Source organism: Delftia acidovorans SPH-1 (genome assembly GCF_000018665.1).
In the GTDB taxonomy this organism is placed as follows: Bacteria; Pseudomonadota; Gammaproteobacteria; order Burkholderiales; family Burkholderiaceae_C; genus Comamonas; species Comamonas acidovorans.
On record NC_010002.1, the window covers coordinates 2,329,156 to 2,354,838 of the forward strand.

The window sequence follows — 25,683 nt, forward strand, 5'->3', positions numbered from 1 at the left end:
GCCCTGGCCGCAGGGTCCTGCGGCCGGGGCGGCGGCGGACCACAGTGTAGAAGCATGGCGTCGGCAGGCTTCCCGCGCGCGGGCCCGGGCGCCGAAAGTGCGGGTATCTGCCTAGGTGTCGGCCGTGCAACGCCCTTCAAGGGCGTACAAAAACTGTATACACTTTGCGAATGCAGGGCAGGGCCGCGAGTGCTGTCGCGCGCCGCGCTCCGTGCATTGACCAACCAATGACAACCGGGCGGGCCAGCTCCCGCCGCACAGGAGATTTCCATGGGCCTGAGCACCCACGTCCTCGACACCATGAATGGCTGCCCTGCAGCCGGCATGGCTGTCGCGCTGTATTCCACCGATGGCGACCAGGCCACGCTGATCAAGAGCCTGGTGCTCAACCACGACGGCCGCACCGATGCGCCGCTGTTCGACAACAACAGCCTCAGGACCGGCACCTACCGCCTGACCTTCGACGTGGCGGCCTACTTCAAGGCCCGTGGCGTGCAACTGCCCGAGCCCAACTTCCTCAACAAGGTGAGCCTGGACTTCGGCGTGGCCCATGCCGACCAGCATTACCATGTGCCCCTGCTGGTCAGCCCCTGGAGCTATTCCACGTACCGGGGCTCCTGAGCCCTGGACTGCAGGCGCAGGCTGTCGGGGGATGGCCTGGAGTGAAACCTGAAATGACGAACGGCCCGCATTGCGGGCCGTTGCTTTTGGGGCTCCAGCAAGCGTGCGGGCTACTTGCCCTTGGCGTGCCCCATGGCCACGACCAGCGCCGTGATGAAGAAGAAGGCCTGCAGCTCCAGCGCCCAGCCTCCCGAGCTGTGCAGCTGCATCACCTGGCCGGTGTGCACCAGCGCAAAGGCCACGACCATGTTGATCGCAATCACCAGCGCCGCAGGCACCACCCACAGGCCCACCAGCAGCAGCAGCGGCGCCACCACCTCACCCAGATAGACCGCATAGGCCAGCCAGCCCGGCGCGCCCGCAGACTCCACCATGCGCTCGATGCTGCCTATGCCGTAGCGCAGCTTGGCCCAGCCGTGAAAAAGCAACAGGACCGCGAGCGTGACGCGCAGCAGCACCATGGCTGCCTGGGGATGGTGAAAGTGGCTCCAGAACTTCATGAACTCCCTCGGTGTGGATGACCCGGCATGCCGGGCGTTGCCGTGCTGCATTCTGGCATCAGCGGACTTGAGGTGCAGGCTGTGGCGGCCCGGCACGGGATTTTCAGACATTTCCTGCGGGCCTGTAGTCCTATGGCGCAACTTGTGACATGTCTCATCACAAGTACCGCAAAGCGGCCTAGCATCATCCCCAGCCTGTCTCAGAAACGGTTTGCGAGCACTGGAAGGGGTGCCCGGGACCGGGAGGCAAGGTGATCAATCCAATGAACCGATGGGGTCTCCCCAAAACGTCCAATCAAGAAAGGCAGGTTTTCCCATGCGTCAGTTTTCTTTGCGTACCGTCGTGATGGCCACTGCACTGGCGGCCGGCAGCATTGCCATGGTCGGCTGCACCACCACCAAGCCGGAAACCCAGTCCGCGCCGCGCGCTGATGCCACCACCGTCAATGCGCGCGCCAACGCCGCTCTGGAGCGGCTGTACCAGACGGCGCCAGGCTCCAAGGAAATGGTGGCCCGCTCCAAGGGCGTGCTGATCTTCCCCTCGGTGATCGGCGGCAGCTTCGTCATCGGTGTCGAGCATGGCCGCGGCGTGCTGCGCGTCGGCGGCCAGAACAAGGGCTACTACAGCACGACCGGCGCCTCGGTGGGCTGGCAGGCCGGTGGCCAGTCCAAGGCTGTGATCTATGTGTTCAACACCCAGGAAGCGCTGGACAAGTTCCTGGCCAGCGATGGCTGGTCCGTGGGCGCCGATGCCACGGTGGCCGCAGGCAAGGTGGGCGCCAATGGCAGCGTGGACACCACGACCGCCCAGGGCCCCGTGACCAGCTATGTGCTGACCAATGCGGGCCTGGAAGCCGGCGTGTCGCTGCAGGGCTCGAAGATCACCAAGGTGGTCGAGTGATCCAGGCCCTGAGGGGCCTTTGAACGAAACCGGCCTGCGGGCCGGTTTTTCTTTGTGCGGTCGTCTCAGTCGGCGCCAGCGGCGCCGTCTTCATTGGCGCTGCCCGGCGCAGCGGGCGGGAGCACGGCCTGCTCTATGCGTTCGAGGCGCTTTTCGATGCGCTCCACGGCTTCGGCGCTCATCTTGATGTCGTAGATGCTCACGGGCTCCTCGCATTCCAGCGCAGGGTCCGTCGCGGCCGACAGGCGGCCGAGCAGAGGAGCCTCGAACGTGGTCTGCAGCCGGGCCACGACTTCGGCGTTCATGGAACGGCCGGTGCGCTTGGCTGCCTCCTCGACGAGGTCCTTGAGTTCCTGCGGCAGGCGCAGCTTGTACTGAGGATCGGTCTGTTTCATCGCCGGCAATCATGGACCGGAAAGGTATTGACTGCAAGGGACCTGAAAGGTATTGTTGCTTCGGGACCAGCACGGTCCCGCGCAAGGGGAGCCATGAAGACAGTCAACCCATCGGGCCGCAGCCACCGAAGATATTCACCACAGCACCAGGAGGTGCTGGCGGTCGATGCGCTGTGCCACATGGGCGCGGCCCTGGGCGTGCTGGAGCTGCATGCAGAGCGCGCCGGCTCGGCCATGGTGTGTGCCGCGCGTGATTTGCTGCGTGGCTACCACGCCAGCGCTGACCAGGCGGTGGCAAGCCTGCAGGCTGGCGACCGCGCGGCAGGCGTGCTGCCGCAGCTGTCGCAGGACCTGGGCTATGCCATCGAGGTCATCGACCGCGTGAACGACGATGCCCCGGACGACCTGGTGCTGTATGCCGTGACCTGCCTGCTCAGAAGCGCCAGGAGCTTTGCCGACGGCCAGCCGCATGAATCTGCCTGAACCGGCATGAACCGGCCTGAGCCAGCCTTTGGCGGCCTGAGGCTCAGAGCTGGCCTTCGGTCAGCGTGTCGAGCTGGAAGCGGCCGGACTTGTCCCAGAGCCAGGTATCGGTATAGGTGATGCGGGCGGCGCCGGCCGGGGCGGGGAAGGGCGCGGCGGCGCGCACCAGGCGCTCGATCTCGCTCACCACTTCGGGGGCATGGCTGGGCGCGCGCATCCAGTGCAGGCGCTGGACCTGGCCGTTGCGGTCGATCTGCACCTGCAGCACGCCGATCGCGTAGAGCATGGGCGGCAGCTGGCCCTTGTAGATGCGCTCGGCATTGCGCGTGTACAGATGGTTGGCCGCCACCTTGCGGTACTGCAGCTGTGCGCTGGAGGTGGCCTCGTCGGGGCGCGGGCCGGGGCCGGGGGGCGACTTGCAGGCCGTGACCAGGGAGGCAATGGCGGCCATCAGTCCCGCCCACAGCCAGGGACGGCCGGAACGTGGCTTTTGCACGGAACTGTGCTGAGAGGAATCGGGGGAATCGGGCATGATTGCGAGCGTATCCTGAAACGCCGCGGCACCGGCAGTCGGAGCGCAAAACTCAAGTGCCGCAGCGGAAAATCCCGCAACAAATTCCAACGAAGCCCGCAGGCGCCACGACGGGCTGTCAGGTGCGCCCATGTGGAGTGACACGTTCAAGAAAGTCGAGCAGGGCCTTGCGCAGGGGCCGCTGTGCTGGGTCGAGGTGATGGAGTCGCGCGGCTCGGTGCCGCGCGAGCGCGGCGCCTGGATGGCCGTGTTTGCCGACCGCGTGGCCGGCACCATTGGCGGCGGGCACCTGGAGTTCGACGCCATCGACCGCGCCCGCAGCCTGCTGCGCGACGCGGCGCTTCAGGCCGGATTGGCCGGACAGCCTGGGCAGGCCGGTCCCGCCCTTGCCGAGCACCAGCACCGCTATCCGCTGGGCCCCAGCCTGGGCCAGTGCTGCGGCGGCGTGGTGATGCTGAGGTTCGTGCTGGTGCCCCAGGGCCGCATGGACATGCTGCGCGAGCGGCTGCAGCCGCCGCGCGATTGCGTGGCGCTGTTCGGCGCAGGCCACGTCGGCCATGCGCTGGTGCGCCTGCTGTGCAATCTTCCCTACCGCGTGATGTGGGTGGACAGCCGCGATTCGGTCTTCCCCGAGGAGGAGCACGAGCTCGTGCAGTGTGAATACTCCGATCCCGTGCAGTCCGCCGTGGCCGACCTGCCCACCGGCTCCCAGGTGCTGATCATGAGCTTCAGCCATGCCGAGGACCTGGAGGTGGTCGCCCAATGCCTGAGCCGCCAGCGCCAGCAAGGCGACCTGCCCTATGTGGGCCTGATCGGCAGCGCCACCAAATGGGCCACCTTCCGGCGCAGGCTGCGCGAGCGCGGCTTCAGCGATGCGGAGCTGGACCATGTGACCTGCCCCATCGGCGTGCCCGGCATCAAGGGCAAGGAGCCTGAGGTGATCGCGGTGGCCGTGGCGGCGCAGCTGCTGCAGCGGCGCAGCGCCGCGCCCGCGCAGAATCAGGGAAATCTCTAGTGAATTGATATCGCGCAAGCCGGCTGGCTGTCGAAAAATTGCATACACTTTGTGTCTACGAAATGGTCGCAGCGGTGCACCGGCGGTATATCTACCGGGTGCGCGGCCTTTTTCTTCTGCTCAGAGCGCCCGCAGTGGTGAGCAGGTTGAACACCGGCGGCCCCCACGCTGCCAAGGTTGAGAGCTATGGAAAGCTACATTCTCGACTGGGCCAACCTGCTGTTGCGGTGGCTCCACGTCATTACGGCCATCGCCTGGGTCGGTTCCTCCTTCTATTTCGTCTTCCTCGACAGCAGCCTGACGCCGCCTGTCGATGACGACCTCAAGAAGCAGGGCGTCAGCGGCGAACTCTGGGCCGTGCACGGCGGTGGGTTCTACCACCCCGTCAAGTTCAATGTCTCCCCGCCCAAGCTGCCGGACCACCTGCACTGGTTCTACTGGGAAAGCTACACCACCTGGCTCAGCGGCTTTGCGCTGCTGACGGTGTCGTATCTGTGGAACGCCAAGATCTACCTCGTCAATCCGGCCGATCCCAACGCCATGGGCTCGGCTGCGGCCATTGCCTCGGCCCTGGCCTTCCTGGTCGTTTTCTGGCTGCTGTACGACGGCATCTGCCGCGTCTTCGGCCAGAAGAAGAACGGCGACGCCACGGTGGGCGCCATGGTGCTGGTGCTGGTGTGCATCGCGGCCTTCCTGGCCTGCCACATCTTCCCGGGCCAGGCCGCCTTCCTGCTGATGGGCGCCATGCTGGCGACCTCGATGAGCGCCAACGTGTTCTTCTGGATCATCCCCGGCCAGCGCACGGTGGTGAAGGCCCTGAAGGAAGGCCAGCCCGTGGACCCCATCCACGGCAAGCGCGGCAAGCAGCGCAGCGTGCACAACACGTACTTCACGCTGCCGGTGCTGTTCGCCATGCTGTCCAACCACTACGGTTGGCTGTACAGCCATGAGCTGAACTGGCTGGTGCTGATCCTGATGATGTTCGCGGGCGCTGCCATCCGCCAGTTCTTCGTGATGCGCCACGGCTTCAAGCTGGGCCGCAATGCCCATCCCTGGCCCTACGCCCTGGTCGGCGTGCTGGTGCTGATCGGCACGGCCGTCTGGCTCAAGCCTGCACCGGCGCCTGCCGCCGCCCCTGTGCCTGCGCCTGCCGCAGCCCCCGCACCGGCTCCCGCCGCCGTGCAGGCGCCTGCTGGTGCCGAGCCCGCTGCGACGGCGGCGCCCGGTGCCGAAGCTGCTGCACCCGTTGCGGCCGCTGCTCCCGCCGCCGACGGCGCCGTGGGCTACGCCCAGATGGCGCCCTTCTTCCAGCAGCATTGCGTGGTCTGCCACGGTGCCGCCCTGCAGCAAAAGAATGTGCGCCTGGACTCGCCCGAGCAGGTCAAGGCCCACGCCCAGCAGATCTACCAGCAGGTGGTGCAACTGCGCAAGATGCCCTTTGGCAATCCGGGTGCCCTGAACGATGACGAGCGCAGCATGGTCAAGCGCTGGTACGAGTCTGGTGCATCGGTGAATTGATCGCTGGGCCGCGCCCAGACGCTGTCGGCGTTTGCTGTCAGCGTTCGGCGGCCAGCCACCAGCCCGCAGCCTCGCAAGAGCCTGCGGGCTTTCTGTTTCAGGCAGGCCAGGCCGCTGCGGTGCCATGCAGTGCCGGGCGCCGCGCTTCATCGTGCGGCGTGTGCAGCGCGATGGCGCCGCGCCCCGGCAGGCTTTGCGCCTTGGCCTGCTGCTTGGCCAGGGCCGCGAGGTTGGCGATGTCCTCGGGTGCCAGCATGCTGCCCGGCGTGACGCGCACCACGCCGATGGACAGCGTAGTGCAGGCAAAGAATCGCCGGATGCCGTGGCGGTCCTCGGCCCAGATGCCTCCGGCCTCGCGCGCCTGGTCGTCGAACAGCTGGCGCGCCTCGCTGGCGAAGGCGCCCACAATGCCTTCGCAGCGCCGCTGCCAGTCCTCGCTTTGCAGCAGCAGCATGAAGTCGTCCCCGCCCACATGGCCCACGAAGTCGCGCCGCGCATCGCAGTGCGCGACGGCCAGCCGCGCCACCAGGCGGATCATCTGGTCGCCGCGCCAGTAGCCGTAGTGGTCGTTGAAGGGCTTGAAGTGGTTGAGGTCGGCGTAGCAGGCCACGAAGCCGGCGCCGCTGTCCAGCAGTCGCTGCATGTGCAGGCTGATGGGGATGTTGCCGGGCAGGAAGGTCAGCGGGTTGGCGTGGCGCGCGGCCTCGATGCGGGCCTCGGTCACGCGGCGCACCAGCTGCTCGCCCGTGCCCAGGCCCACATAGCGGCCGTTGTCGGTGACGATGAAGCCGTCGCTCAGGTAGCGCTGGTCCTGCGAGGTCAGGATGCCCACGAGCTGGTCCACATCGCAATCGAGCTCCACGATGCGCGGCTGCACGTTGGCAAAGGCCAGGCAGGGCTTGCGCCCGTGCACTTCGCGGAAGTACAGCGTGGCGTAGTGGTTCATGAACTGCTGGCGGTTGATGAGCGCCAGCGGCCGGCCGGCCTCCACGACGGCAATGGCATGCAACTGCTGGCCGGCCTGGAACAGCTCGGCCACCTCGTCGTTGCTGGCTGCGGGCACCACGCAGGGCGCCTGCATCACCATCAGATTGCGCAGCACCCCCGGGCGCGCGCTGTGTCCCTGGTGGGGCAGCACGGCCACGCGCGGGTCCTGCGCCACGCTGCGCGCCTGCGTGCTGATCTGGGGCTGGGCGGTTTCGGCAGGGCGGCCCAGCAGCCAGCCCTGGCCATACGGAATGCCCAGGTCGCGCAGGGTGCGCAGCTCATCCTCGGTCTCTATGCCTTCGGCGATCAGCGTGGTGCCGAAGACCTCGGCAATGCCCTTGATGGCCTGCAGCAGCTGCAGCGTGGCCGGGCGCTGCTCGATCTGGTGGATGAAGTATTTGTCGATCTTGACGAAGTCGGGCTTGGCCTCGGACCACAGGCGCAGGCTGGAGCGGCCGTCGCCAAAGTCATCCAGCGCCAGGCGCGCGCCCGTGGCATGCACGGCCTTCACGGCGGCGCAGACGGCGGGCATGTCGGTCACATGGTCGTGCTCGGTGATCTCCACCACCAGGGAGCGGGCCTGCACGCCGAAGATGCGCACCGTGTCCCCGACCATGCCGGGGCCGCAGACCCCCACGGCCTGCACCAGCGCCTGGGCGCTGAGGTTGATGAACAGCCGGCCCGGCGCACTCTGCCGGCCCCAGTCCTGCAGCGCCACGCAGACCGCCAGCAGCTCGAATTCCCGAAGAATGCCCTCGGCCGCAGCGCCCTTGAGCAGGGCATCGGGCGTATGCAATGGCATGCCCCGGGGGCCGCGGATCAGCGCCTCATGCGCATAGATGCTGCCGCTGCGCAAGTCGGCCAGCGGCTGGAAGACGCAGTACAGGCCGCCCGCGCGCATGAGCTGCGCCACGGGGCCTGCGCCTGACCGCACGGCGGCGGATAGCACGGCCGCGGCAGCGGGCAGGCTGGCGAGCATCTGGGGATCGATCATGGGCTCAACTTTTCAGCTGGATACATTACGTTTCACTGGTGACATTCTTGTGACAAGTATGCCGCCTGCGGACCGGTGTGCTGGCGGCGGATTGACATGGCTCAAAACGCGGCGGGAGCAAAGCCGGCAAAGTTGCATGCATGTTCGCCCTGTCTTCCTTGCAAGCTTTCGCCTTCGCGCCGGGTTCCGCCCAGGTGTTGGCCGCGGGTACCTGGCTCAGGCTGCGTCGGCAGTCGCCGGATACGGTGATGTATCTGGAGCGCGGTCGCGTGCTTCTGGGCATAGGCCAGGGTGGGCAGATGCGCCACCAGCTCGGTGTCGTGGAGGGGCCGGCCTGGCTGGACGCCGCCTTTGTGCTGCAGCGGCGCGGCAGCAGCCTGGACATGCTGGCCGACAGCGATGTCCGCGTGCAGCAACTTCCCCAGACCGACTTCCTGAAGGCCGTCTCGCAGCTGCCGCCGCCCGCCCAGCAACTGCTGCAGGACATGGCCCAGGCCTACTGCGCGCAGACCGAGCTGGCGGTGAGCCGCCTGTCCAAGGACGCCGAGGCGCGCTGCGCCCAGTGGCTGCTGCGCCATGCCATGCCGCACGAGGCCGGGGGCCTGCGCGTGACGCTGCACCTGCGCAAGCGGCTGATCGCCGCCCAGCTCGGCATTGCGCCCGAGACCTTCTCGCGCGTGCTGCGCCAGTTGCGTGAGCACGGGCTCATCGCGGGCCGGGGCAATGTCATCGATCTGCCCAAGCCGGCGGCCCTCGAAGTGCTCGCAGTAGGCTGATTCCCACGCCGCTGACGGGTGCCGGCCTGCAAGCGCCGGGACTTGCGGGGCGGGGTATCCACTGGTTCGCGGGTTCCACCCAGTGGGACGGCTTTCGGGCCTGCATATATTGATGGCGTCATGTCACTGGACGCCCGCCGATCTCCCTTTTTCCAGGCACTGCTGGCATCCCAGGATGCTCCGCAGCTGCCGGATTCACCCTCGCGGCCGCGCGCGGCCACAGGCTGGGGCGCCATGCGCTGCACGGTGCTGGCGCTGGCCGCTGCAGCCGTGCTGCTGGCGGGCCTTGGCAGTGCCTGGTGGGTCTCGCACAACATGCGCCAGCAGACGCTGGAGCGCGCCATGGCCCGGCAGGCCGACGAGGTCGATACCGTGGCGCGCATGCTGGCCGCGCGGCTGGAGCAGCAGCAGCGCCTGCTGTGGGTGCTGGCCCAGGGCATTGCAGACCAGGGCAGCGACCCGAGCCGGCTGATGGGCGAGATGCTGCGTGGAGACGCATCCGTGCGGCTGTTCGACACCCTGCAACTGGCCGACGCGCGTGGCCAGCTGCAGCTCAGCCTGCGCGGCGGCCGTTCCGAGCCCCTGGCCGATCTGGACGAAGGCGTGCGCGACGTGATGCGGCGCAGCCTGGCCGATGGCCGGCCCGTGGTCTCCACCATGGTGCGCAAGGGGGCCGATCCCGGAATGATGGAGTTGCTGTACGCCGTGCCGCTGCGTACCGGCAACGGCACGGTCAGCGGCGTGCTGTCGGCCGGCGTGCGCATGTCCGCCCAGGCACTGCTGCCGCCCAGCATCGATCCCTCGCGCTCCGGCGGGCGCCTGCTGGTCATGCAGCGCGACGGGCAGATCCTGGCCCACTCCGACCCCTCGCGCTGGTCGGCGCGCGCCGAGGCCGAGCCCGGCCTGGGCGCGGACTGGCTGCAGGACCCCGCGGCCGGCGCAGTGCAGGTGGGCCCCGACACCCAGCGGCGCGCGGGCTACCTGGTGACGACGGCAGGCATGCCGCTGCCGCAGTGGCTGGTGGTCAGGATCACCCCCGAGGAAGCCATCGCACCCAGCCTGGCGCCGCGCGTGCTGTGGTGGCTGCTGGCCGCCGTGGCCGGTGTCGCTGGCCTGCTGGTCCTGCTGCTGATCCTGGTCACCGAACCCATGGCGGCCCTGCACCGCACTGCACGCCAATGGCTGGCGAGCCAGGGAAGGCTGATGGCCGAGGAGCCCGATCCCGCGCCCGAACCCGAGCCGGGACATGCCGAGGAAGGCGGCTGGCGCATGCCCTGGACCCATGCCTGGGGCGAGGCCTCCACGCTGTGGCAGGCCCTGCATCGCCTGGGGCAGATGGGCCAGGAGCAGGCGCATGAGATTGGCCGGCTGCAACTGCAGCTGCAGACGCTGATGGACTACGCGCCCGTGGGCCTGGTGGTCACGCGGTCGGCGCATCTGGAGCTGGTGGGCCTGCAGGCCGCACGCATGCTCGGCTACCCGCCGCGCGAGCTGCAGGGGCAGGCGATACGCCAGCTGTGCGCCTCCGACACGGCGCACATCCAATTGCTGGAGCGCGTGCGCAAGGACCTGGACATGTACGGCCAGTTCGACAGCGAGCAGTGCTTTGTCCGCAAGGACGGCCGCCCCATCTGGGTGCGCCTGCACGGCCAGAGCCTGCAGCGCCTGCAGCGCGGCCTGGAGCCGCGCGCCGTGGTGCCGGCAGACCCCACCCTGGTCTGGGTGGTCGAGGACGTGACCATGCAGCGACTGGTGCGCGAGCAGCCGGGCTGGAAGGCCATGCACGATCCGCTGACCCTGCTGCCCAACCGCGAGGCCTTTGCCATGCGCCTGCATGAGTGGCTGCAGGAATGCAGTGCCGCCCAGCGCCTGCCGGCCGAGGCGCTGCAGCAGGGTGAATCCGCCCTGCAGCACAGCGACAACACCGCCGTCGCCACGGTCGAGGAGGCACAAGAGGCGGAGGAAGAGGCGGAGGAGAAGACCGTCGGCCTGCAGCAGCATGGCGTGATCCTGTTCCTGGACCTGGACCATTTCGCCCACGTCAACCAGCAGGGCGGCCATGCGGCGGGCGACGAGGTGCTGTGCCACATGGCCCGGCTGATCGACAGCGTGGTCCGGCCGCTGGGCTGGGTGGCGCGCCTGGGCGGTGATGAATTCGCCGTGCTGCTGGCGGGCACCTCGGCGGAGCAGGGCATGCTGCTGGCGCAAAGCCTGTGCATGGCCGTGCAGGACTGGGAGGGCGCCCACGAGGGGCAGCGCTACCTGATGGGTGTCAGCGTCGGCATGGTGGTGCTCGATGCCCGCCAGCACACGGTCAGCAGCGCGCTGCGCTCGGCCGACATGGCCTGCTATGCGGCCAAGCGCAAGGGCCGCAACCGCGTCGAGGTGCTGGAGGCGGCATAGATGCAAAGCTGTCCTCTCATTCGAAGGACTCGCTGAAGCGCCGCAACCCCTCGGGATCGATCAATGTCAGCGACCCATAGGAGACACGGACTGCGCCGATGTCCTCCAGTTCGCCCAGGGCACGGTTGACGATCTGTCGCGACACGCCCGCCAGGCTGGCCAGTTCCTCCTGCGACATGCCCAGGTGGCGGTTCTCGGCGCCCGGATAGAGCCTGGCATCCGTCAGTTCGGAGATGCAGTGCGCCACGTGGCGGCTGGAGTGGTGCAGGCGCGCATGCTCGCAGCGGCTGATGAACTGGCCCAGCCGTGCATTGACCTGGTCCAGCAGAAAACGGTTGAAGCCGAGGCTGTGCTCCAGCAGCCAGTGGAAGGTGGCGGCAGGCATCAGGGCCAACAGGGTGTCTTCGATCGCCGTGGCATCGAAAGGCCAGCCTTCACGCTTGAGCAGCGTGCCTTCGCCGAACCAGCAGCCCGGGGGGAAGGTGGCCAGCGTGGTGGTGCGTCCGGTGGGCGACAGGGCATGGATCTTGACCACGCCCCGGACGACGCCGGTCCAGTGGTCGGCCCGGCGCGCCTTCTGATACAGCGAGGTGCCGGCCGGTATCTCGCGCAGCAGCACTTCTCGCCGCAGCCTGAGCAGGTGTGCCTTGCTCAGGCTGGGCGCAAAGGGTGCCGACTTCAGGACATCGCTGATCGTGGGGAAGGGCTGCATGGCGGGCGATGTGATTTTTCAATGGAAGTTTGTTCTTTCATTGGTTCAATCGGCACTGTGCAAACCCTTATCTGTACTTTCCGACCGGCGTCCTTGACGCGTCAATCGTTGCGCGAGACCGGCTTGGGTCCGACCCGCCTGCCTGCGGGACCCGCGCTGAAATCGGTCAGAAAGGCTGCTTCCTGCGTCTGGCCCGTGCCAGGTTTGCTCCAGTCGCAGACCCCAGTCGGGAAAACGGCCGCAAGGCGTGCCTGCTGCGCGGCGCTGAAAGTGACGCCCGGATAGTCCTGGCTGGCGAAGGACAGAGGCTTGCGCTGGCACTGGTAGACGTCCTCGGCGCGGGGACCTCCAGCCACCTGGCGCGGCGACAACGTGGGCTTGAAGCTGCACGCCGGATCGTCAAGCGCCAGAGTCCGGCCCCCGTCGGCAAGGCAGACATCCTTCAGGTCAGCAGGCTTGTTGCGCACCACTTTCTGTGCCAGCGGGATAGCGGACGTATCGCTTTCGATTGCGGACAACCAGCGGTCCATCATGGCAAAGGACTGGTCGGCCATGGCCCGTGTGAGCGGGCCTTGGGTTGCGCGGATCACATGATTGTCGTGGCCACCGTTGCCTGCATCCAGACGTGCGCGCTGCTGGAGGCTGCGCCAACTCATATGGATGTCTGCGCCCAACTCTGGCCGCAGGTCGATGATGGCCACCTGCGAGAGATTCTTCGCGTTGCTGTGCAGGCCGCTGCTGTAGATTCTGGGCAGCAGATCAGCCGGTGCCTGCTGGCGGCTGGCCACCGGAGCCGCCGTGCCTCCGGTCCAGTCCAGATCGGTGGTGTAGCTGCCAATGCCTTCGTTGAGAAGCACGAAGTCCTCGGCGCCAATGGCTCCCGACTGCAGTGCCTTGAGTCCGTATTGCACGCCTACGTTGTCGTAGGGCATGACAGGTTTGATGTTGCCATCGGCGTCGCGCGCCGTACCGTAGACCGCCACCAACATGTCGTGGATGGAGCAGCGCACGCCCTGGGGACGGGTTTGCGGGTCGTAGGTGATGGCTGCCGGAAAGCCTGGGCCGCAATTGATTGGCAGCCTGGGATTTTGCGGTGTGATGAAGGTGGCTGTCCAGGCGCTGCAATAGGCGGCTGGATGGCCATTGATGGCAGCCCTGGCGGCGTCGGGCAGCGCCTTGCCTGCTGCTGTGCCGTAGTAGTTCGTCAGAAGGCCACAGTCCCGCGTCTCTATCCAGGTGGACGCGGCATCCGGATAGCTATAACCCGTCTGCAGCCCCTGCAGCAGCCCCGGCATGGCCGATGAGATCACCGTCTGCATCATGGAGCCACCGGAGCTTCCGTCGCCCATGGTGTAGCGCACTTCGCCATAGTTTTCGATCAGGTGCTCCTTGATGCGCATCATGCTCTCGGCGGCCAGCAACTCGTTGTTGTTGTGCAAGTGATTGGTCAGCATGGCCTTCACCACCATGTGGCCCGCTGCGAGCGCATTGGCGTCGAACAGCACGCTGCCGGTGGCCTGGTCGAGGGCGTTGACCGCAGGCTCCTGGAAGCGGTTGCCCGAGGCTGAGGCGCCGAACTTCCACAGCAGCTTGCCGTTCCAGCCTTTTTGCGGAGCCCAGGGCGCCCATGGCTGGGCGGGGTCGTAGTAGGCCAGGATCTGGTAGGTGCCGCGGCCCATCACGCCGGTTTCCACGCGCAGCAGGTGCTTGACGGTATCGCCACGGTCATTGGTGAAGTCGGCAATCTCGCTGTCGGCAGGCCGTTGCGACGGGTCGAAGGCCAGGTGGCAGGGGGCGGTGCCCGTGGTCCCTGGTGTGCAGGCGCTGCCCTGCCTGGACTTGGGCATGTAGTAGTAGGTGTATTGGGTCCTGGTATTGCAAAGGGCATCCACCGGATCGGTGTCGAGCCCGCTGGCGCGCGTGGTCACGGTCGCCGACAGCGCCGTGCCCGGCACGGAAACAGTGGCCTGTGCGCCATTGCGCGTGGCGCAGATCCAGGGTTGGGTCTGCGGGCCGGCGAAGATGGAGTCGCCTCGGCCGTGGTTGGTGATGTCCAGGCGTGCCCGCGCACTCCCTGCGGCCGTGGCGGCGAGGGTATTGGCGCCCACCCGCAATCCGTCGATCCGGCCCAGGATGCGGCCATTGGCGCGCTGGGCGAATTGGGCGGTGACATCGGCTCCGTTCAATTCCACCTTCAGTGCACCGGCGGGAATGCCCTTGGGCAGCAGTATTTCGAGGTAGGCATTGCCATCGCTGATCATGTCGGCCCGGTTGGAAAGGCTGAGGATCTCGATGGGCTGCGGGCCGGCATCGCCGCTGCTGCCGCAGGCCGTCAGCAGCGTGGCGAGCACGGCGGCCATCGCCATGCCCGAACGAGGGGCTGTCTGTGTCATGGGTCTTGTCTCCTGCATCCACTTCTTCTTGAAGCGATTTCATTGAAGCACGCTAACAAATGGAAGTCTGTATAGGTTTTGACAATGCATGGATGGTCCCGTGCCATGGAACTGGCGCGCATATTGCATGCGCTGCGCTCACAAGTGTTTAACGCCCCCTGCCCAGGCCATTCTTGGTGCTTGTATCTAGCTGGCCGGGGCCAGGGCTGGGTTACCCTGCGGGCTTTCATGATCTGCATGGCGGCTCCCCGCGCCGTGCCTCTTTGGTGATTGCTTCGCTACATGCGCGACCAGGCCCTGTTCGACAAGATTGATCTGCACCTGATACGGGTGCTGCACACGGTGCTGACCGAGCGCAGCGTCTCGCGTGCCGCATTGCGCCTGGGCATGCACCAGCCGGCGGTGTCCGCTGCGCTCAAGCGCCTGCGCGACCTGGCCGGCGATTCGCTGCTGGTGCGCTCGGGCGCGCACATGCAGCCCACCGAGGCCGGGCTGCGCATGGTGCAGCCGGCCGCCGACATCCTGCGCGCGGCCGAGGGCCTGTTCAGCGATGCGCGCCATTTCGATCCCCGCACCTCCACACGCACCTTCCGCATCGCTGCCAGCGACTACCTGGACCCGCTGTTCCTGCCGCGCCTGGTGGCCCATCTCAAGACCGAGGCGCCCGGCTGCCCCGTGGACATCCTGGCGCTCAACGGCGACGCGCACTACGAGGTGCAACTGGCCCAGGGCGATGTGGACGTGGTGATCGGCAACTGGCCCGAGCCGCCGCAGGGCCTGCACATGGCCAGCCTGTTCGAGGACGAGGTGGTCTGCCTGGTCAGCCCCCAGCACCCGGCCGTGCGCCGCGGCTGGGACGTGGCCCAGTGGCTGGAGGCCGAGCACATCGCGCCCACGCCCACCTATCCGGGCGCGCGCGGCGTGATCGACGACCAGCTGTCCCGCATGGGCCTGCAGCGCCAGGTGGCGGCGCGCTGCGCGCATTTCAGCCTGATCCCCGACATCGTGGCCACCAGCTTGCTGGTGCTGACCACGGGGCGGCTGTTCTGCGAGCGCTTCAGCCAGCGCCTGCCCCTGGTGATCCTGCCCTGCCCGGTGGAGTTCGCGCCGCTGGTGTACTACCAGCTGTGGCACGCCCGCACGCACATGGGCGCCTCCACGCGCTGGCTGCGCGACGCCGTGCGGCATGTGGCCCTGATGTCCCGTGCCCGCTAGGCGATGGCGGCAGGAACCGCCTTTTTGGTGGACAAAGTGGTGGTCGATATGAGGGCCGCCAAGGCGGTTTCAAGGACTTGTGTTCCAGTTTGTTGCAGAAATTGAAAGACAATCCCAGGCATGAATCCCCCCGATACAGTCCCCCTGCCAGCCGCAGCGCCGCCCCGGCTGCAGCTGACAGGCATCACCAAGCGCTATCCGGCGGTGGTGGCCAACAACGGTATTTCGCTGACCGTGGGCGCCGGCGAAGTGCATGCCATCCTGGGTGAGAACGGTGCCGGCAAGTCCACGCTGATGAAGATCATCTACGGCGCCGTCAAGCCTGACGAGGGCCGCATCGAGGTCGATGGCAAGCCGGTCCACATCCGCAACCCGCAGGAGGCGCGCCAGCTGGGCATCGCCATGGTGTTCCAGCATTTCAGCCTGTTCGACACGCTGTCAGTGGCCGAGAACGTCTGGCTGGGCCTGGACAAGAGCCTGCCGCTGGCCGAGGTGGTGAAGCGCATCGAGTCCACGGCGCATGACTACGGGCTGGAGGTCGATCCCCACCGCCCCGTGCACACGCTGAGCGTGGGCGAGATGCAGCGCGTGGAAATCATCCGCGCCCTGCTTACGCACCCGCGCGTGCTCATTCTTGACGAGCCCACCTCGGTGCTCACGCCGCAGGCGGTGGAGAAGCTCTTCGTCGTGCTGCGCCGCCTGGCGTCCGAAGGCTGCTCCATCCTCTACATCAGCCACAAGCTGCACGAGATCCGTTCGCTGTGCACGGCCTGTACCGTGCTGCGCGGCGGGCAGGTGACCGGCGTGTGCAACCCGGCCGTGGAGAGCAATGCCTCGCTGTCGCGGCTGATGATCGGCTCGGAGCCGCCCGAGCTCACGCACCGCGAATCCCAGGTCGGCGCCAGCGTGCTGCGCGTGCAGGGCCTGGCGCTGCCGCGCTCGGAGCCCTTCGGCGTGGACCTGCATGGCATACAGCTCGATGTGCGCGCGGGCGAAGTCGTGGGCATCGCCGGTGTTTCGGGTAATGGCCAGAAGGAATTGCTGTATGCGCTGTCCGGCGAGGACACGCGCGCGGCGCCCGAAATGGTGCAGATTGCCGGCCGGGAGGCGGGGCGCCTGGGCCCCGGCCGGCGCCGTGCGCTGGGCCTGCACTTCGTGCCGGAGGAACGTCTTGGCCGCGGCGCCGTGCCCAGCATGGGCCTGGCGCACAACCTGCTGCTGACGCGCAAGACCGCGCTGGGCGCGGGCGGCTGGATCCGCATGGGCCAGTTGCAGGAGCAGGCGCGCGCCATCATCGCGCGCTTCAACGTCAAGGCCGGTGGCCCCAACGCGGCGGCGCAGTCGCTGTCGGGCGGCAACCTGCAGAAATTCATCGTGGGCCGCGAGATCGATGCCAGGCCCAAGCTGCTCATCATCTCCCAGCCTACCTGGGGGGTGGACGTGGGGGCGGCCGCGCAGATCCGCGGCGCCATCCTGCAATTGCGTGACGAAGGCTGCGCCGTGCTGGTGCTCAGCGAGGAGTTGGACGAATTGTTCGAAATATGTGACCGCCTGCATGTGGTGGCCAAGGGCCGGCTGTCGCCCTCGGTGGCGCGGGCCGATGCCACCGTGCAGCAGATCGGCGAGTGGATGAGCGGCCTGTGGGACGGTGCTGCCGCCCCGAACGCCGCCCCGAACGCCGCCCAGAATGCCGCCAGGGGAGGCGCCCATGTTCAAGCTTGAGCAACGCCCCCAGGCCTCGAAGCTGTGGACCTACGGTTCGCCCGTGCTGGCGCTGGCCATCACGGTGCTGATCGGCGTGTGCCTGTTCGTGATGCTGGGCAAGGACCCGGTGCGCGGCCTGCAGGCCTTCTTCTGGGACCCCGTCAAGTCCACCTATGCGCTGGGCGAGCTGGCCGTCAAGGCCACGCCGCTGCTGCTGATCGCGCTGGGGCTGGCCGTGTGCTTTCGCTCCAATGTGTGGAACATCGGTGCCGAAGGCCAGTTCGTCATCGGCGCCGTGGCCGCAGGCGGCGTGGCGCTGCTGGCGGACAAGACCACGGGCCCGTGGATCGTGCCCGCCATCCTGGTGGCCGGCATGCTCGGCGGCATGGTCTGGGCCGGCATCGTGGCCCTGCTGCGCGACCGCTTCAACGCCAATGAAATCCTGGTCAGCCTGATGCTGGTCTACGTGGCCACCCTGGTGCTGGGCTTTCTGGTCTACGGTCCGTGGAAGGACCCCATGGGCTACAACTTCCCGCAGACCAAGACCTTCGAGCGCGTCACGCAGATCCCCAAGCTCATGCAGGGCATGCGCACCAACATCGGGCTGCTGCTGGCGCTGGCTGCGGCGGCCATGCTGTGGGTCTTCCTGTTCCGCACCCGCGCCGGCTTTGCGCTGCAGGTCGGTGGCCTGGCCCCGGCTGCTGCGCGCTACGCGGGCTTTTCCTCGCGCCGCGCGCTGTGGACGGCGCTGCTGATCTCGGGCGCCGCCGCCGGCCTGGCCGGTGCGCTGGAAGTGGCCGGCCCGCTGGGCCAGCTCACGCCCTATGTCCCGGCCGGCTACGGCTTCGCCGCCATCATCGTGGCCTTCGTCGGCCGCCTGCATCCCGTGGGCATGATCTTTTCCGCGATTCTCATGAGCATGTTCTATATCGGGGGCGAACTCGCCCAGTCGCGCCTGGGCCTGCCCAAGGCGCTGACCGGCGTGTTCCAGGGCCTGCTGCTGTTCACGCTGCTGGCCTGCGACACGCTGGTGGCCTACCGCGTGCGCTGGGTGTCCCGCACGCCCGTGGTTCCGCCCGCAGCGGCGCCTGCCGTCAAGGAGGCCCGCTGATGGAATCCTATGCACTGCTGCTGGGCTCCACGCTCAGCGCCGGCACCGTGCTGGCGCTGGCCGCGCTGGGCCTGCTGATCAATGAAAAGGCCGGCATCGTCAACCTGGGTGCCGAGGGGATGATGCTGTGCGCCGCCATTGCGGGCTTTGCCGCCGTGGTCCACACGGGCAGCACCACCGTGGGCTTTCTGGCCGGCATGGGTGCGGGCGCGCTGCTGGCCGCCATCTTCGGCGTGCTGGTGATCTGGCTGAACACCAACCAGTACGCGACGGGGCTGGCGCTGTCGCTGTTCGGCACGGGCTTCTCGGCCTTCCTGGGCCTGGGCTATGTGCAGGCGCGCCTGCCCGAGCTGCCCAAGTTCGCCGTGCCCTGGCTGTCCGACCTGCCCGTGGTCGGCACGGCGCTGTTCCGCCTGCACCCGCTGGTCTATGGGGCCGTGGTCATTGCGGCGGCCCTGGTCTGGTTCCTCTACCGCACGCGGGCCGGCCTGGTGCTGCGCGCCGTGGGTGAGTCGCCCCAGTCGGCCCATGCGCTGGGCTACCCGGTGCGCCGCATCCGCCTGGCGGCCGTGGTGTTCGGCGGCGCCATGTGCGGGCTGGCCGGTGCCTACATCTCCACCGTCTACACGCCGCTGTGGGTGGAGGGCATGGTGTCGGGCCGGGGCTGGATCGCGCTGGCGCTGACCACCTTTGCCACCTGGCGCCCTGCGCGCGTGCTGCTGGGCGCCTACCTGTTCGGCGGCGTGACCATGCTGCAGTTCCACCTGCAGGCCACGGGCGTGCAGGTGGCCAGCCAGCTGCTGTCCATGCTGCCCTACCTGGCGACCATCGTCGTGCTGGTGCTGATCTCGCGCAATCCGACCTGGATCCGTGCCAACATGCCGGCCTCGCTGGGCAAGCCCTTCTACCCGGGCTCCTGACGCTTTCATTTTCTCTCTCTCCCTCCAGAACCAAAAAAGGACAAACGCATGCCCGCTTTGCGCGAACGCACCCTGAAACCTGGCCTGAAAAGCACGCTTGTGAAGATGATCGGCCTGTCGGCCATCTCGGTGGCGGCCCTGACCGCCTGCGGCAAGAAGGAAGAGGCCGCAGCGCCTGCTCCCGCTGCCGCGCCTGCCGCCCAGGCGCCGGCCGAGAAGCTCAAGATCGGCTTCATGTACGTCAGCCCCATCGGCGACGGCGGCTGGACCTTCCAGCACGAGCTGGGCCGCAAGGCCATCCAGGAGAAGTTCGGCGACAAGGTGGAAACCTCCTTCGTCGAAAGCGTGCCCGAGAGCGCCGATGCCGAGCGCGTGATGCGCGACATGGCCGGCCAGGGCAACAAGCTGATCTTCGCGACCAGCTTCGGCTACCAGGAGTTCGTGCAGAAGGTGGCGGCCGACCTCAAGGACGTGAAGTTCGAGCACGCCACCGGCTACAAGAACGCCGACAACGTGGCCACCTACGACACCAAGACCTTCGAGGGCGCCTACCTTGCCGGCATCGTGGCCGGTGGCATGACCAAGACCAAGACCGTCGGCGTCGTGGCCTCGGTGCCGATTCCTGAAGTGGTGCGCAACATCAACAGCTTCGTGCTGGGCGCGCAAAGCGTCGATCCCTCGATCAAGGCCAAGGTGGTCTGGGTGAACGAATGGTTCGCCCCGCCCAAGGAGTCCGAGGCCGCCACCTCGCTGATCAACGGCGGCGTGGACGTGCTCTACCAGAACACCAACTCCCCGGCCGTGCTCAAGACGGCCGAGGAACGCGGTGCGCGCGCCTTCGGCAAGGACGGCGACATGAGCGCCTTCGCGCCCAAGGCCCACCTGGGCTCGGCCGTGATCGACTGGACGCCTTACTACAGCAAGGTCACCCAGGACACGCTGGACGGCAAGTGGCAGGGCGGCTCGTTCTGGTGGGGCGTGAAGGAAGGCGCCATCGACCTCGTGAAGATCGCCGACGACGTGCCCCAGGACATCAAGGACAAGGTCGCCAAGGCACGCGACGGCTTGAAGGACGGCAGCTTCGCCGTCTGGACCGGCCCCATCAAGGACAACACCGGCAAGGAAGTGCTGACGGCAGGCCAGGTCGGCGATCTGGGCTTCATGACCAGCATCAACTTCTTCGTCAACGGCGTCGAAGGCAAGGTGCCGGGCGCCAAGTAAGCGCAGGCGCCGCATGCGCGGCGGCTTGTCTAGTGCGGGGCAGTCCCGCCTGGGAAGCTGACGCGCATGCACAGTCCGGGGCCATCGTCCGCGTCATCGCAGACGATGCTCCCCCCATGCTGGCGCACCACGGCCGCCACGATGGCCAGGCCCAGCCCGCTGCCCGCCACCGCCTGGTCGGGCGCGCGGAAAAAGCGGTCGAATACACGGCTGCGCCAGGCCGGCGCAATGCCCGGTCCCTCATCCATGACTTCGAGCACCGTTGCCTGCGTGGCCGCATCCCAGCGCGCGCGCACGCGCACCAGGCCGCCTGGCGGGCTGTACTTGATGGCGTTGTCCACCAGGTTGTCGATCAGGGATTCCATTGCCTGGCGTTCGCCCCACAGCGGCAGCGGACCTTCGGCGTCCAGATCAAGCTCCACGCCGCGCTCGCGGGCCAGGCCCGCCAGACAACCCAGGCGCTGCTGCAGCAGCCTGTCGATCTCCAGCGATTGCATGCCGGGCGCGGAGGGTCCGGCGTCGGCCCGCATCAGTGCCAGCATCTGGTCCACCAGGCGGGACGCGCGTGCGCTGCAGCCGACCAGCGCATCCAGGCGTGCGCCCAGGCGGTCGGCCAGCCCTGCCGGCAAAGGCAGGTTGTTCAGGGCTTCCGCATGCACGCGGATGGCGGCCACGGGTGTGCGCAGTTCATGGGCAGCATCGGCGATGAAGCTGCGCTCCCTGGCCAGCCCGTCCCTGACGCTCTGCAGCAGGCGGTTGACAGAGTGGGCCAGGGGCTTGAGCTCGCGGTGGCGCGGCTGAAAACCCAGCGGCGCAAGGTCGCCCATGCCACGGCGCGCGATTTCGGCACTGAGGCGCCGCCAGGGCCTGAGCGCAAGCCACACGGCGGCCCACGCCGGAAAAACCAGCAGCGGCGCGCTGATCAGCAGGGGCAGCACCAGCAGGCTGCTGGAGGCCAGCGTGAGCATGCCGCGCCCGGGCTCATTGGAGATGGCCAGCGTCACGCGCAACTGGCCCGAGGCGTCCGAGCGCGTCATGGCGCGCCAGCGTTCCCCTGCCGCCGTGACTGTCTCGATGCGATCCGTGGCGGTCTGCACGATGGGGGCGGAAAGGCCGGGCGAGACAAACAGCAGCTGCGGTCCGTGCCACACCATCATGTTCACGCGCCAGCGCGGCTGGCCGGGCAACTGCCCTTCGGTTCTGCGGGCCAGGTCGATGCGGGCGAGGGCTTCCTGCAGCGCGGCAGGGCGGTCCAGCAGGGGGCCGGCAACCGCCAATACCGCGTCGTGGCGCAACGGGTCCAGCTCCGAGGCATCGCTCTGGAACTCCACCATCAGCAGCGCGCCGAGGGCGATCCACACCACGACCAGCACCACGGCCTGGGCAAGCACCAGGCGCCGGATCAGGCTGGGTTCGGCCCCGGCGCGCCAGGCGCGGCGCAGGCAGGCTGCGGCCTTCATCGCCGCCTGCCTTCATAGGGCTGGCGGTCCAGCACATAGCCGACGCCGCGCACCGTGCGCACATAGCCTTCGCCGATCTGCCGCCGCAGGCTGGAGATGTGCACCTCCAGGCTGTTGCTCGCATAGCGCCCGCTGCCCGGCAGCACCTCCTCTTCGAGCATGTGGCGGCTGAACACCTGGTCGGGGCGGCGGATCAGGGCGGCCAGCAGGGCGAATTCGCTGGGCGACAGATCAATCTCGCGGCCGAAGACGCTGACACGCCGGCTTCGTTCGTTCAGCACCAGTCCGCGCACGTCGAAGACCTGCTCTTCCGTGCCCAGGCTGCGGCGCCTGAGCGCGCGGATGCGCGACAGCAGCTCGGCCAGCGCAAAGGGCTTGACCACGTAGTCATCGGCTCCGCCGTCGAGCCCGCGCAGGCGGTCGTCCAGCCCGTCCCGCGCCGTGAGGATCAGGATGGGCAGGTCCTTGCGTTCACGCCGCACGCGTGCCAGCAGCGACAGTCCGTCGCCATCGGGAAGGCCCAGATCCAGCACCAGCAGGTCGCAGGCGCCCTGGTCCAGCAGGGGGCGGGCCTCGGCGATGCGGCGCACCCAGGTGACATCGAAGCGCTGGTCCTGCAGCGCCAGGCGCACCCCGTTGCCAAGGTCCAGATCATCTTCAACCAGCAATAGCTTCATGGGGCAGGGCGCGGGGCCGGTGGGGGCAATGCCGGATTTTCCCAGACAGGGTCTTCAGGATTCCTTCAGGCGGCCGTCCGGTTTTCTTCAGGCCCGCCGCCGACAGTGCGGACCTCTTCATTCATTGCACGGAGGCGCTTCATGCACGTTCGAGTTCCCGCTCCCACCCAACCCCGCTGGCTGCTTGCCGCGGCCCTGTCATCCCTGCTGCTGGCGGCCTGCGGCGGCGGCGACTCCAAGATTCTGTCGGAGCGCAGCGGCCAGGTCGTGGTGGATGGCCGCACGTCCGGCGATCTGGAGGGCGTATGGCGCATCCTGGGAGAAGGCACGCTGATGGAGTTCAAGTCGAATTCCGTGGCGCGCTACCAGGAGGCCGGAGCCCTGTGCTACCCCCAGGCCGGCGCTGCAGGCGGCACGGTGGAGCAGTTCAAGGGATACAGCTACCGCACCACGGCCAATCTACATGGCATCCGCGCCGAGCTGTTCGAGCTGCCGGGCTTTCCTGCCACCTACTCCCTGGAGCGCCTGGGCAGCGTGCCTTCGGCCTGCCGCAATGCGCCGGCGACCGACCCTGCCACCACCTTCAAGGCCCTGAGCGATGTGATTGCCCTGGACTACGCCTTTCTCAAGGAACGCAACATCGACTGGCCGCAGATCACCAGCCGCCTGGCGCCCCGGGCGGCGGCGGCCGCCAACGACGATGCCCTGCAGGCCGTGATGAGCGAGGCGCTGAAGGACTTCAACGACGTGCATACCGCCCTGATCCGCTCGCGCGACGGCGCGCTGAGCTATGCCTTCCTGGGGGGCAACAAGCCCACCACCAAGCGCCTGCGCCAGGCCTTCGAGGCGCAGACCGAGGTCAAGGACTTCCTGGTTTTCCAGGAGCTGTGGAAGGCGCGGGTCCGTGAGGACCTGGCATCCCGCCTGCAGGGTGGCAGCGGCCCCGTGCTGGGAGGAACCATGGTCTGGGGCCGGTTGCCGGGCAATGTGGGCTACATCGAGATCGGCAGCATGGGCGAGTTTTCCAGCCCCTTCGATGCGCACAAGGACATGGCCGCGGCGCGGGCAGAGATGGACCGCGCGCTGGCCGCGCTGGCGGACACACGCGCGCTGATCGTCGATGTGTCGCTCAACACCCTGGGCGGACTCGACCAGGTCAGCGCCGAGATGGCGGGCAGTTTCACGCGGCAGCGCGTGCTGGGCTTTACCAAGCAGGCGCATCGCCCGCAGGGCCGCAGCGAACAAAGCTGGTATGTCGAGCCCAGGGGCAGCCAGACCTATGCCAGGCCCGTGCAGGTGCTGACCAGCGATCTGACCGTCAGCGCTGCCGAGACCTTCACGCTGATGATGCGGGCGCTGCCCCAGGTGACCCAGGTGGGCCAGCCAACGGCGGGCTCACTGTCCAACTCCCTGGTCAAGCCCTTGCCGGGCAACTTCTTCGTGTCCCTGTCCAACGAGATCTACCGCGATGGTGCCGGCGTGGCCTTCGAGGTCACCGGCATTCCTCCGCGCATCGGCCTCGCGGTGTTCGATCCCGCCGATCCTGCCGCGCTGGAGACCGGGCACCGCCGTGCGGTGGAGCGCCTGGTGGCGATGCTGGGCAGTTCCTGAGGGCCGGCGCCGGCCTGTTCATGCACCGATTCCGTGCGCACCCCGGAAAATGTCGTTTTCCAGGAGCACGCAGCCCATGAACAGGCCGGCTGGCGTCATTCTTGCTTTATTCTCTGGACCCATCGCGGCAGGCCTGCGCCCTGCAGACCTGCCTTCTTCCTGCCTGCCGCAGGACCACTTGAGGAAACTTCGATGACTGATCTTCACAAACGCTCCCTGATCAAGGTGGCAGCGCTGTCGGCCGTGGCCGCCGCCGCGCTGGCCGGCTGTGGCAAGAAGGAGGAGGCCGCGCCTGCGCCCGCTCCCGTTGCCGAGGCCCCTGCTGCCGCTGCAACCGAGCCTTTGAAGATCGCCTTCGCCTACGTGGGCCCCGTCGGTGACGGCGGCTACACCTTTGCCCACGACCAGGGCCGCCTGGCGCTGGAGAAGGAATTCGGCGACAAGATCAAGACCTCCTATGTGGAGAGCGTGCCCGAGGGCGCCGACGCCGAGCGCGTGCTGCGCGACATGGCCGCCAACGGCAACAAGCTGGTCTTCGGCACCACCTTCGGCTACATGGAACCCATCCAGAAGATCGCTCCCGACTTCCCCGATGTGAAGTTCGAGCACGCCACCGGCTACAAGACTGCCGCCAACGTCAGCACCTACGACAGCCGCACCTACGAAGGCGCCTACCTGGCCGGCATCATCGCGGGCTCCATGACCAAGTCCAACGTGCTGGGCGTGGTCGGCTCCGTGCCGATTCCCGAAGTGCTGCGCAACATCAACAGCTTCACGCTGGGCGCGCAGTCCATGAACCCCAAGATCAAGACCAAGGTGGTCTGGGTCAACGAGTGGTTCGCCCCCCCGAAGGAAACCGAGGCTGCGACTTCGCTGATCAACGGCGGCGCCGACATCCTGTTCCAGAACACCGACTCCGCTGCCGTGCTCAAGACGGCCGAGGAAAAGGGCAAGCGCGCCTTCGGCTGGGACTCCGACATGACGGCCTACGGCCCCAAGGCCCACCTGGGCTCGGCCATCATCAACTGGACGCCCTACTACACCAAGACCGTGCGCGAGATGCTGGACGGCAAGTGGAGCAGCCAGCAGACCTGGTGGGGCGTGAAGGAAGGCGCGATCGACATCGTCTCGCTGGCCGATGACGTGCCTGCCGAAGCCAAGGCGAAGATCGAAGAGGTCAAGAAGGGCCTGAAGGACGGCACCTTCCACATCTGGAAGGGCCCGATCGCAGGCCAGGACGGCAAGGAACTGCTGGCCGCCGACGCCGTGGCCGAGGACAAGTTCCTCACGGGCATCAACTTCTACGTCAAGGGCGTGGAAGGCAAGGTGCCGGGCCAGGACAGCAAGTAAGCAAGACGCCAGGCCCCCCGGCGCAGGCCGGGCTGCCCGCTGCCGCCAGGGCCGCCTTCGGGCGGCCTTGGCGTTCATGCGCAGCACAGTTGCCGTACCTGTGCTGCGCATCGAGTGGGTTTATGCTCGCTCCCAGCCGCGGCCTGCCCGCCGCCGCGGCACAGACAGACAGCAAGAGATTCCC

The 25,683-nt window shown here is 67.7% G+C and carries 22 protein-coding genes; 14 read left to right on the forward strand and 8 right to left on the reverse strand.

Annotation, left to right across the window (positions count from 1 at the left end):
• Nucleotides 1–270 precede the first annotated feature (270 nt).
• The gene (uraH, locus tag DACI_RS10615; protein WP_012204044.1) at nucleotides 271–621 is read left to right on the forward strand and encodes a hydroxyisourate hydrolase; all 351 of its coding nucleotides are present in this window, start codon (nucleotides 271–273) and stop codon (nucleotides 619–621) included.
• A 110-nt stretch (nucleotides 622–731) separates the two neighbouring features.
• Here the strand turns inward: uraH and DACI_RS10620 are convergent, their stop codons facing one another.
• Nucleotides 732–1,121, reverse strand: a complete 390-nt coding sequence (locus tag DACI_RS10620) for a DoxX family protein (protein ID WP_012204045.1) — start codon at nucleotides 1,119–1,121, stop codon at nucleotides 732–734.
• Nucleotides 1,122–1,437: 316 nt separating this feature from the next.
• Between DACI_RS10620 and DACI_RS10625 the strand changes: the two genes are divergently transcribed.
• On the forward strand, nucleotides 1,438–2,022 hold the full coding sequence (locus DACI_RS10625) for a BPSL1445 family SYLF domain-containing lipoprotein (RefSeq protein ID WP_012204046.1): 585 nt from the start codon (nucleotides 1,438–1,440) through the stop codon (nucleotides 2,020–2,022).
• Between the two features lie 65 nt (nucleotides 2,023–2,087).
• Here DACI_RS10625 and DACI_RS10630 read toward each other — a convergent pair whose 3' ends face one another.
• Nucleotides 2,088–2,417: an Arc family DNA-binding protein gene (locus tag DACI_RS10630; protein WP_012204047.1), complete on the reverse strand. Its 330-nt coding sequence runs from the start codon at nucleotides 2,415–2,417 to the stop codon at nucleotides 2,088–2,090.
• Nucleotides 2,418–2,510: 93 nt separating this feature from the next.
• Here DACI_RS10630 and DACI_RS10635 point away from each other — a divergent pair, with 93 nt between their 5' ends.
• Nucleotides 2,511–2,900 (forward strand): hypothetical protein, encoded by a 390-nt coding sequence (locus DACI_RS10635; RefSeq protein WP_012204048.1) that lies wholly within the window; start codon nucleotides 2,511–2,513, stop codon nucleotides 2,898–2,900.
• Between the two features lie 43 nt (nucleotides 2,901–2,943).
• Here DACI_RS10635 and DACI_RS10640 read toward each other — a convergent pair whose 3' ends face one another.
• Nucleotides 2,944–3,432 (reverse strand): hypothetical protein, encoded by a 489-nt coding sequence (locus tag DACI_RS10640; protein ID WP_043781144.1) that lies wholly within the window; start codon nucleotides 3,430–3,432, stop codon nucleotides 2,944–2,946.
• A gap of 130 nt (nucleotides 3,433–3,562) precedes the next feature.
• Between DACI_RS10640 and xdhC the strand changes: the two genes are divergently transcribed.
• Together xdhC and DACI_RS10650 are read left to right on the forward strand one after the other, a co-directional pair.
• The gene (gene xdhC, locus DACI_RS10645) at nucleotides 3,563–4,447 is read left to right on the forward strand and encodes a xanthine dehydrogenase accessory protein XdhC (protein WP_012204050.1); all 885 of its coding nucleotides are present in this window, start codon (nucleotides 3,563–3,565) and stop codon (nucleotides 4,445–4,447) included.
• Between the two features lie 186 nt (nucleotides 4,448–4,633).
• On the forward strand, nucleotides 4,634–5,965 hold the full coding sequence (locus tag DACI_RS10650) for a urate hydroxylase PuuD (protein ID WP_012204051.1): 1,332 nt from the start codon (nucleotides 4,634–4,636) through the stop codon (nucleotides 5,963–5,965).
• Between the two features lie 97 nt (nucleotides 5,966–6,062).
• On the opposite strand, the gene DACI_RS10655 is transcribed toward DACI_RS10650, so the two are convergent.
• A complete protein-coding gene (locus tag DACI_RS10655; protein ID WP_012204052.1) occupies nucleotides 6,063–7,946 on the reverse strand; it encodes an EAL domain-containing protein in 1,884 nt (627 codons plus the stop codon).
• Nucleotides 7,947–8,086: 140 nt separating this feature from the next.
• Here DACI_RS10655 and DACI_RS10660 point away from each other — a divergent pair, with 140 nt between their 5' ends.
• Nucleotides 8,087–8,722: a Crp/Fnr family transcriptional regulator gene (locus DACI_RS10660; RefSeq protein ID WP_043781147.1), complete on the forward strand. Its 636-nt coding sequence runs from the start codon at nucleotides 8,087–8,089 to the stop codon at nucleotides 8,720–8,722.
• A 120-nt stretch (nucleotides 8,723–8,842) separates the two neighbouring features.
• The gene (locus tag DACI_RS10665) at nucleotides 8,843–11,125 is read left to right on the forward strand and encodes a sensor domain-containing diguanylate cyclase (protein ID WP_012204054.1); all 2,283 of its coding nucleotides are present in this window, start codon (nucleotides 8,843–8,845) and stop codon (nucleotides 11,123–11,125) included.
• 16 nt (nucleotides 11,126–11,141) lie between these two features.
• Here the strand turns inward: DACI_RS10665 and DACI_RS10670 are convergent, their stop codons facing one another.
• Both DACI_RS10670 and DACI_RS10675 read right to left on the reverse strand, forming a co-directional pair.
• Nucleotides 11,142–11,837, reverse strand: coding sequence for a Crp/Fnr family transcriptional regulator (locus DACI_RS10670; protein WP_012204055.1), 696 nt, complete (start codon nucleotides 11,835–11,837; stop codon nucleotides 11,142–11,144).
• A 101-nt stretch (nucleotides 11,838–11,938) separates the two neighbouring features.
• Entirely contained in the window at nucleotides 11,939–14,230 is a 2,292-nt protein-coding gene (locus tag DACI_RS10675; RefSeq protein ID WP_012204056.1) for a DUF6351 family protein, read from the reverse strand.
• 282 nt (nucleotides 14,231–14,512) lie between these two features.
• Between DACI_RS10675 and DACI_RS10680 the strand changes: the two genes are divergently transcribed.
• From DACI_RS10680 to DACI_RS10700, 5 genes are all read left to right on the forward strand, one after another.
• On the forward strand, nucleotides 14,513–15,445 hold the full coding sequence (locus DACI_RS10680) for a LysR family transcriptional regulator (protein ID WP_012204057.1): 933 nt from the start codon (nucleotides 14,513–14,515) through the stop codon (nucleotides 15,443–15,445).
• Between the two features lie 120 nt (nucleotides 15,446–15,565).
• Complete coding sequence (locus DACI_RS10685) at nucleotides 15,566–17,167, forward strand: ABC transporter ATP-binding protein (protein WP_012204058.1); 1,602 nt, start codon at nucleotides 15,566–15,568, stop codon at nucleotides 17,165–17,167.
• Nucleotides 17,154–18,260, forward strand: a complete 1,107-nt coding sequence (locus DACI_RS10690) for an ABC transporter permease (RefSeq protein ID WP_012204059.1) — start codon at nucleotides 17,154–17,156, stop codon at nucleotides 18,258–18,260. Before DACI_RS10685 ends, DACI_RS10690 begins: the two co-directional genes overlap by 14 nt.
• The gene (locus tag DACI_RS10695) at nucleotides 18,260–19,180 is read left to right on the forward strand and encodes an ABC transporter permease (RefSeq protein ID WP_012204060.1); all 921 of its coding nucleotides are present in this window, start codon (nucleotides 18,260–18,262) and stop codon (nucleotides 19,178–19,180) included. Before DACI_RS10690 ends, DACI_RS10695 begins: the two co-directional genes overlap by 1 nt.
• 48 nt (nucleotides 19,181–19,228) lie before the next feature.
• Complete coding sequence (locus tag DACI_RS10700) at nucleotides 19,229–20,401, forward strand: BMP family ABC transporter substrate-binding protein (RefSeq protein WP_012204061.1); 1,173 nt, start codon at nucleotides 19,229–19,231, stop codon at nucleotides 20,399–20,401.
• 29 nt (nucleotides 20,402–20,430) lie between these two features.
• On the opposite strand, the gene DACI_RS10705 is transcribed toward DACI_RS10700, so the two are convergent.
• Together DACI_RS10705 and DACI_RS10710 are read right to left on the reverse strand one after the other, a co-directional pair.
• Nucleotides 20,431–21,861 (reverse strand): sensor histidine kinase, encoded by a 1,431-nt coding sequence (locus DACI_RS10705; protein ID WP_012204062.1) that lies wholly within the window; start codon nucleotides 21,859–21,861, stop codon nucleotides 20,431–20,433.
• Nucleotides 21,858–22,538 carry a response regulator gene (locus DACI_RS10710; protein ID WP_012204063.1) on the reverse strand — a complete coding sequence of 227 codons (681 nt, stop codon included), beginning with the start codon at nucleotides 22,536–22,538 and terminating at the stop codon, nucleotides 21,858–21,860. Before DACI_RS10710 ends, DACI_RS10705 begins: the two co-directional genes overlap by 4 nt.
• Before the next feature lie 141 nt (nucleotides 22,539–22,679).
• On the opposite strand from DACI_RS10710, the gene DACI_RS10715 reads away from it, so the two are divergent.
• Entirely contained in the window at nucleotides 22,680–24,149 is a 1,470-nt protein-coding gene (locus DACI_RS10715; protein ID WP_012204064.1) for a S41 family peptidase, read from the forward strand.
• Nucleotides 24,150–24,341: 192 nt separating this feature from the next.
• Nucleotides 24,342–25,499: a BMP family ABC transporter substrate-binding protein gene (locus DACI_RS10720; protein WP_012204065.1), complete on the forward strand. Its 1,158-nt coding sequence runs from the start codon at nucleotides 24,342–24,344 to the stop codon at nucleotides 25,497–25,499.
• The last annotated feature ends 184 nt before the right edge of the window (nucleotides 25,500–25,683 follow it).

Bases quoted from the DNA above. Each gene is read 5' to 3' on its own strand.
- uraH (WP_012204044.1), top strand. From the start codon at position 271: ATGGGCCTGAGCACCCACGTCCTCGACACCATGAATGGCTGCCCTGCA.
- DACI_RS10620 (WP_012204045.1), bottom strand. From the start codon at position 1,121: ATGAAGTTCTGGAGCCACTTTCACCATCCCCAGGCAGCCATGGTGCTG.
- DACI_RS10625 (WP_012204046.1), top strand. From the start codon at position 1,438: ATGCGTCAGTTTTCTTTGCGTACCGTCGTGATGGCCACTGCACTGGCG.
- DACI_RS10630 (WP_012204047.1), bottom strand. From the start codon at position 2,417: ATGAAACAGACCGATCCTCAGTACAAGCTGCGCCTGCCGCAGGAACTC.
- DACI_RS10635 (WP_012204048.1), top strand. From the start codon at position 2,511: ATGAAGACAGTCAACCCATCGGGCCGCAGCCACCGAAGATATTCACCA.
- DACI_RS10640 (WP_043781144.1), bottom strand. From the start codon at position 3,432: ATGCCCGATTCCCCCGATTCCTCTCAGCACAGTTCCGTGCAAAAGCCA.
- xdhC (WP_012204050.1), top strand. From the start codon at position 3,563: ATGTGGAGTGACACGTTCAAGAAAGTCGAGCAGGGCCTTGCGCAGGGG.
- DACI_RS10650 (WP_012204051.1), top strand. From the start codon at position 4,634: ATGGAAAGCTACATTCTCGACTGGGCCAACCTGCTGTTGCGGTGGCTC.
- DACI_RS10655 (WP_012204052.1), bottom strand. From the start codon at position 7,946: ATGATCGATCCCCAGATGCTCGCCAGCCTGCCCGCTGCCGCGGCCGTG.
- DACI_RS10660 (WP_043781147.1), top strand. From the start codon at position 8,087: ATGTTCGCCCTGTCTTCCTTGCAAGCTTTCGCCTTCGCGCCGGGTTCC.
- DACI_RS10665 (WP_012204054.1), top strand. From the start codon at position 8,843: ATGTCACTGGACGCCCGCCGATCTCCCTTTTTCCAGGCACTGCTGGCA.
- DACI_RS10670 (WP_012204055.1), bottom strand. From the start codon at position 11,837: ATGCAGCCCTTCCCCACGATCAGCGATGTCCTGAAGTCGGCACCCTTT.
- DACI_RS10675 (WP_012204056.1), bottom strand. From the start codon at position 14,230: ATGACACAGACAGCCCCTCGTTCGGGCATGGCGATGGCCGCCGTGCTC.
- DACI_RS10680 (WP_012204057.1), top strand. From the start codon at position 14,513: ATGCGCGACCAGGCCCTGTTCGACAAGATTGATCTGCACCTGATACGG.
- DACI_RS10685 (WP_012204058.1), top strand. From the start codon at position 15,566: ATGAATCCCCCCGATACAGTCCCCCTGCCAGCCGCAGCGCCGCCCCGG.
- DACI_RS10690 (WP_012204059.1), top strand. From the start codon at position 17,154: ATGTTCAAGCTTGAGCAACGCCCCCAGGCCTCGAAGCTGTGGACCTAC.
- DACI_RS10695 (WP_012204060.1), top strand. From the start codon at position 18,260: ATGGAATCCTATGCACTGCTGCTGGGCTCCACGCTCAGCGCCGGCACC.
- DACI_RS10700 (WP_012204061.1), top strand. From the start codon at position 19,229: ATGCCCGCTTTGCGCGAACGCACCCTGAAACCTGGCCTGAAAAGCACG.
- DACI_RS10705 (WP_012204062.1), bottom strand. From the start codon at position 21,861: ATGAAGGCCGCAGCCTGCCTGCGCCGCGCCTGGCGCGCCGGGGCCGAA.
- DACI_RS10710 (WP_012204063.1), bottom strand. From the start codon at position 22,538: ATGAAGCTATTGCTGGTTGAAGATGATCTGGACCTTGGCAACGGGGTG.
- DACI_RS10715 (WP_012204064.1), top strand. From the start codon at position 22,680: ATGCACGTTCGAGTTCCCGCTCCCACCCAACCCCGCTGGCTGCTTGCC.
- DACI_RS10720 (WP_012204065.1), top strand. From the start codon at position 24,342: ATGACTGATCTTCACAAACGCTCCCTGATCAAGGTGGCAGCGCTGTCG.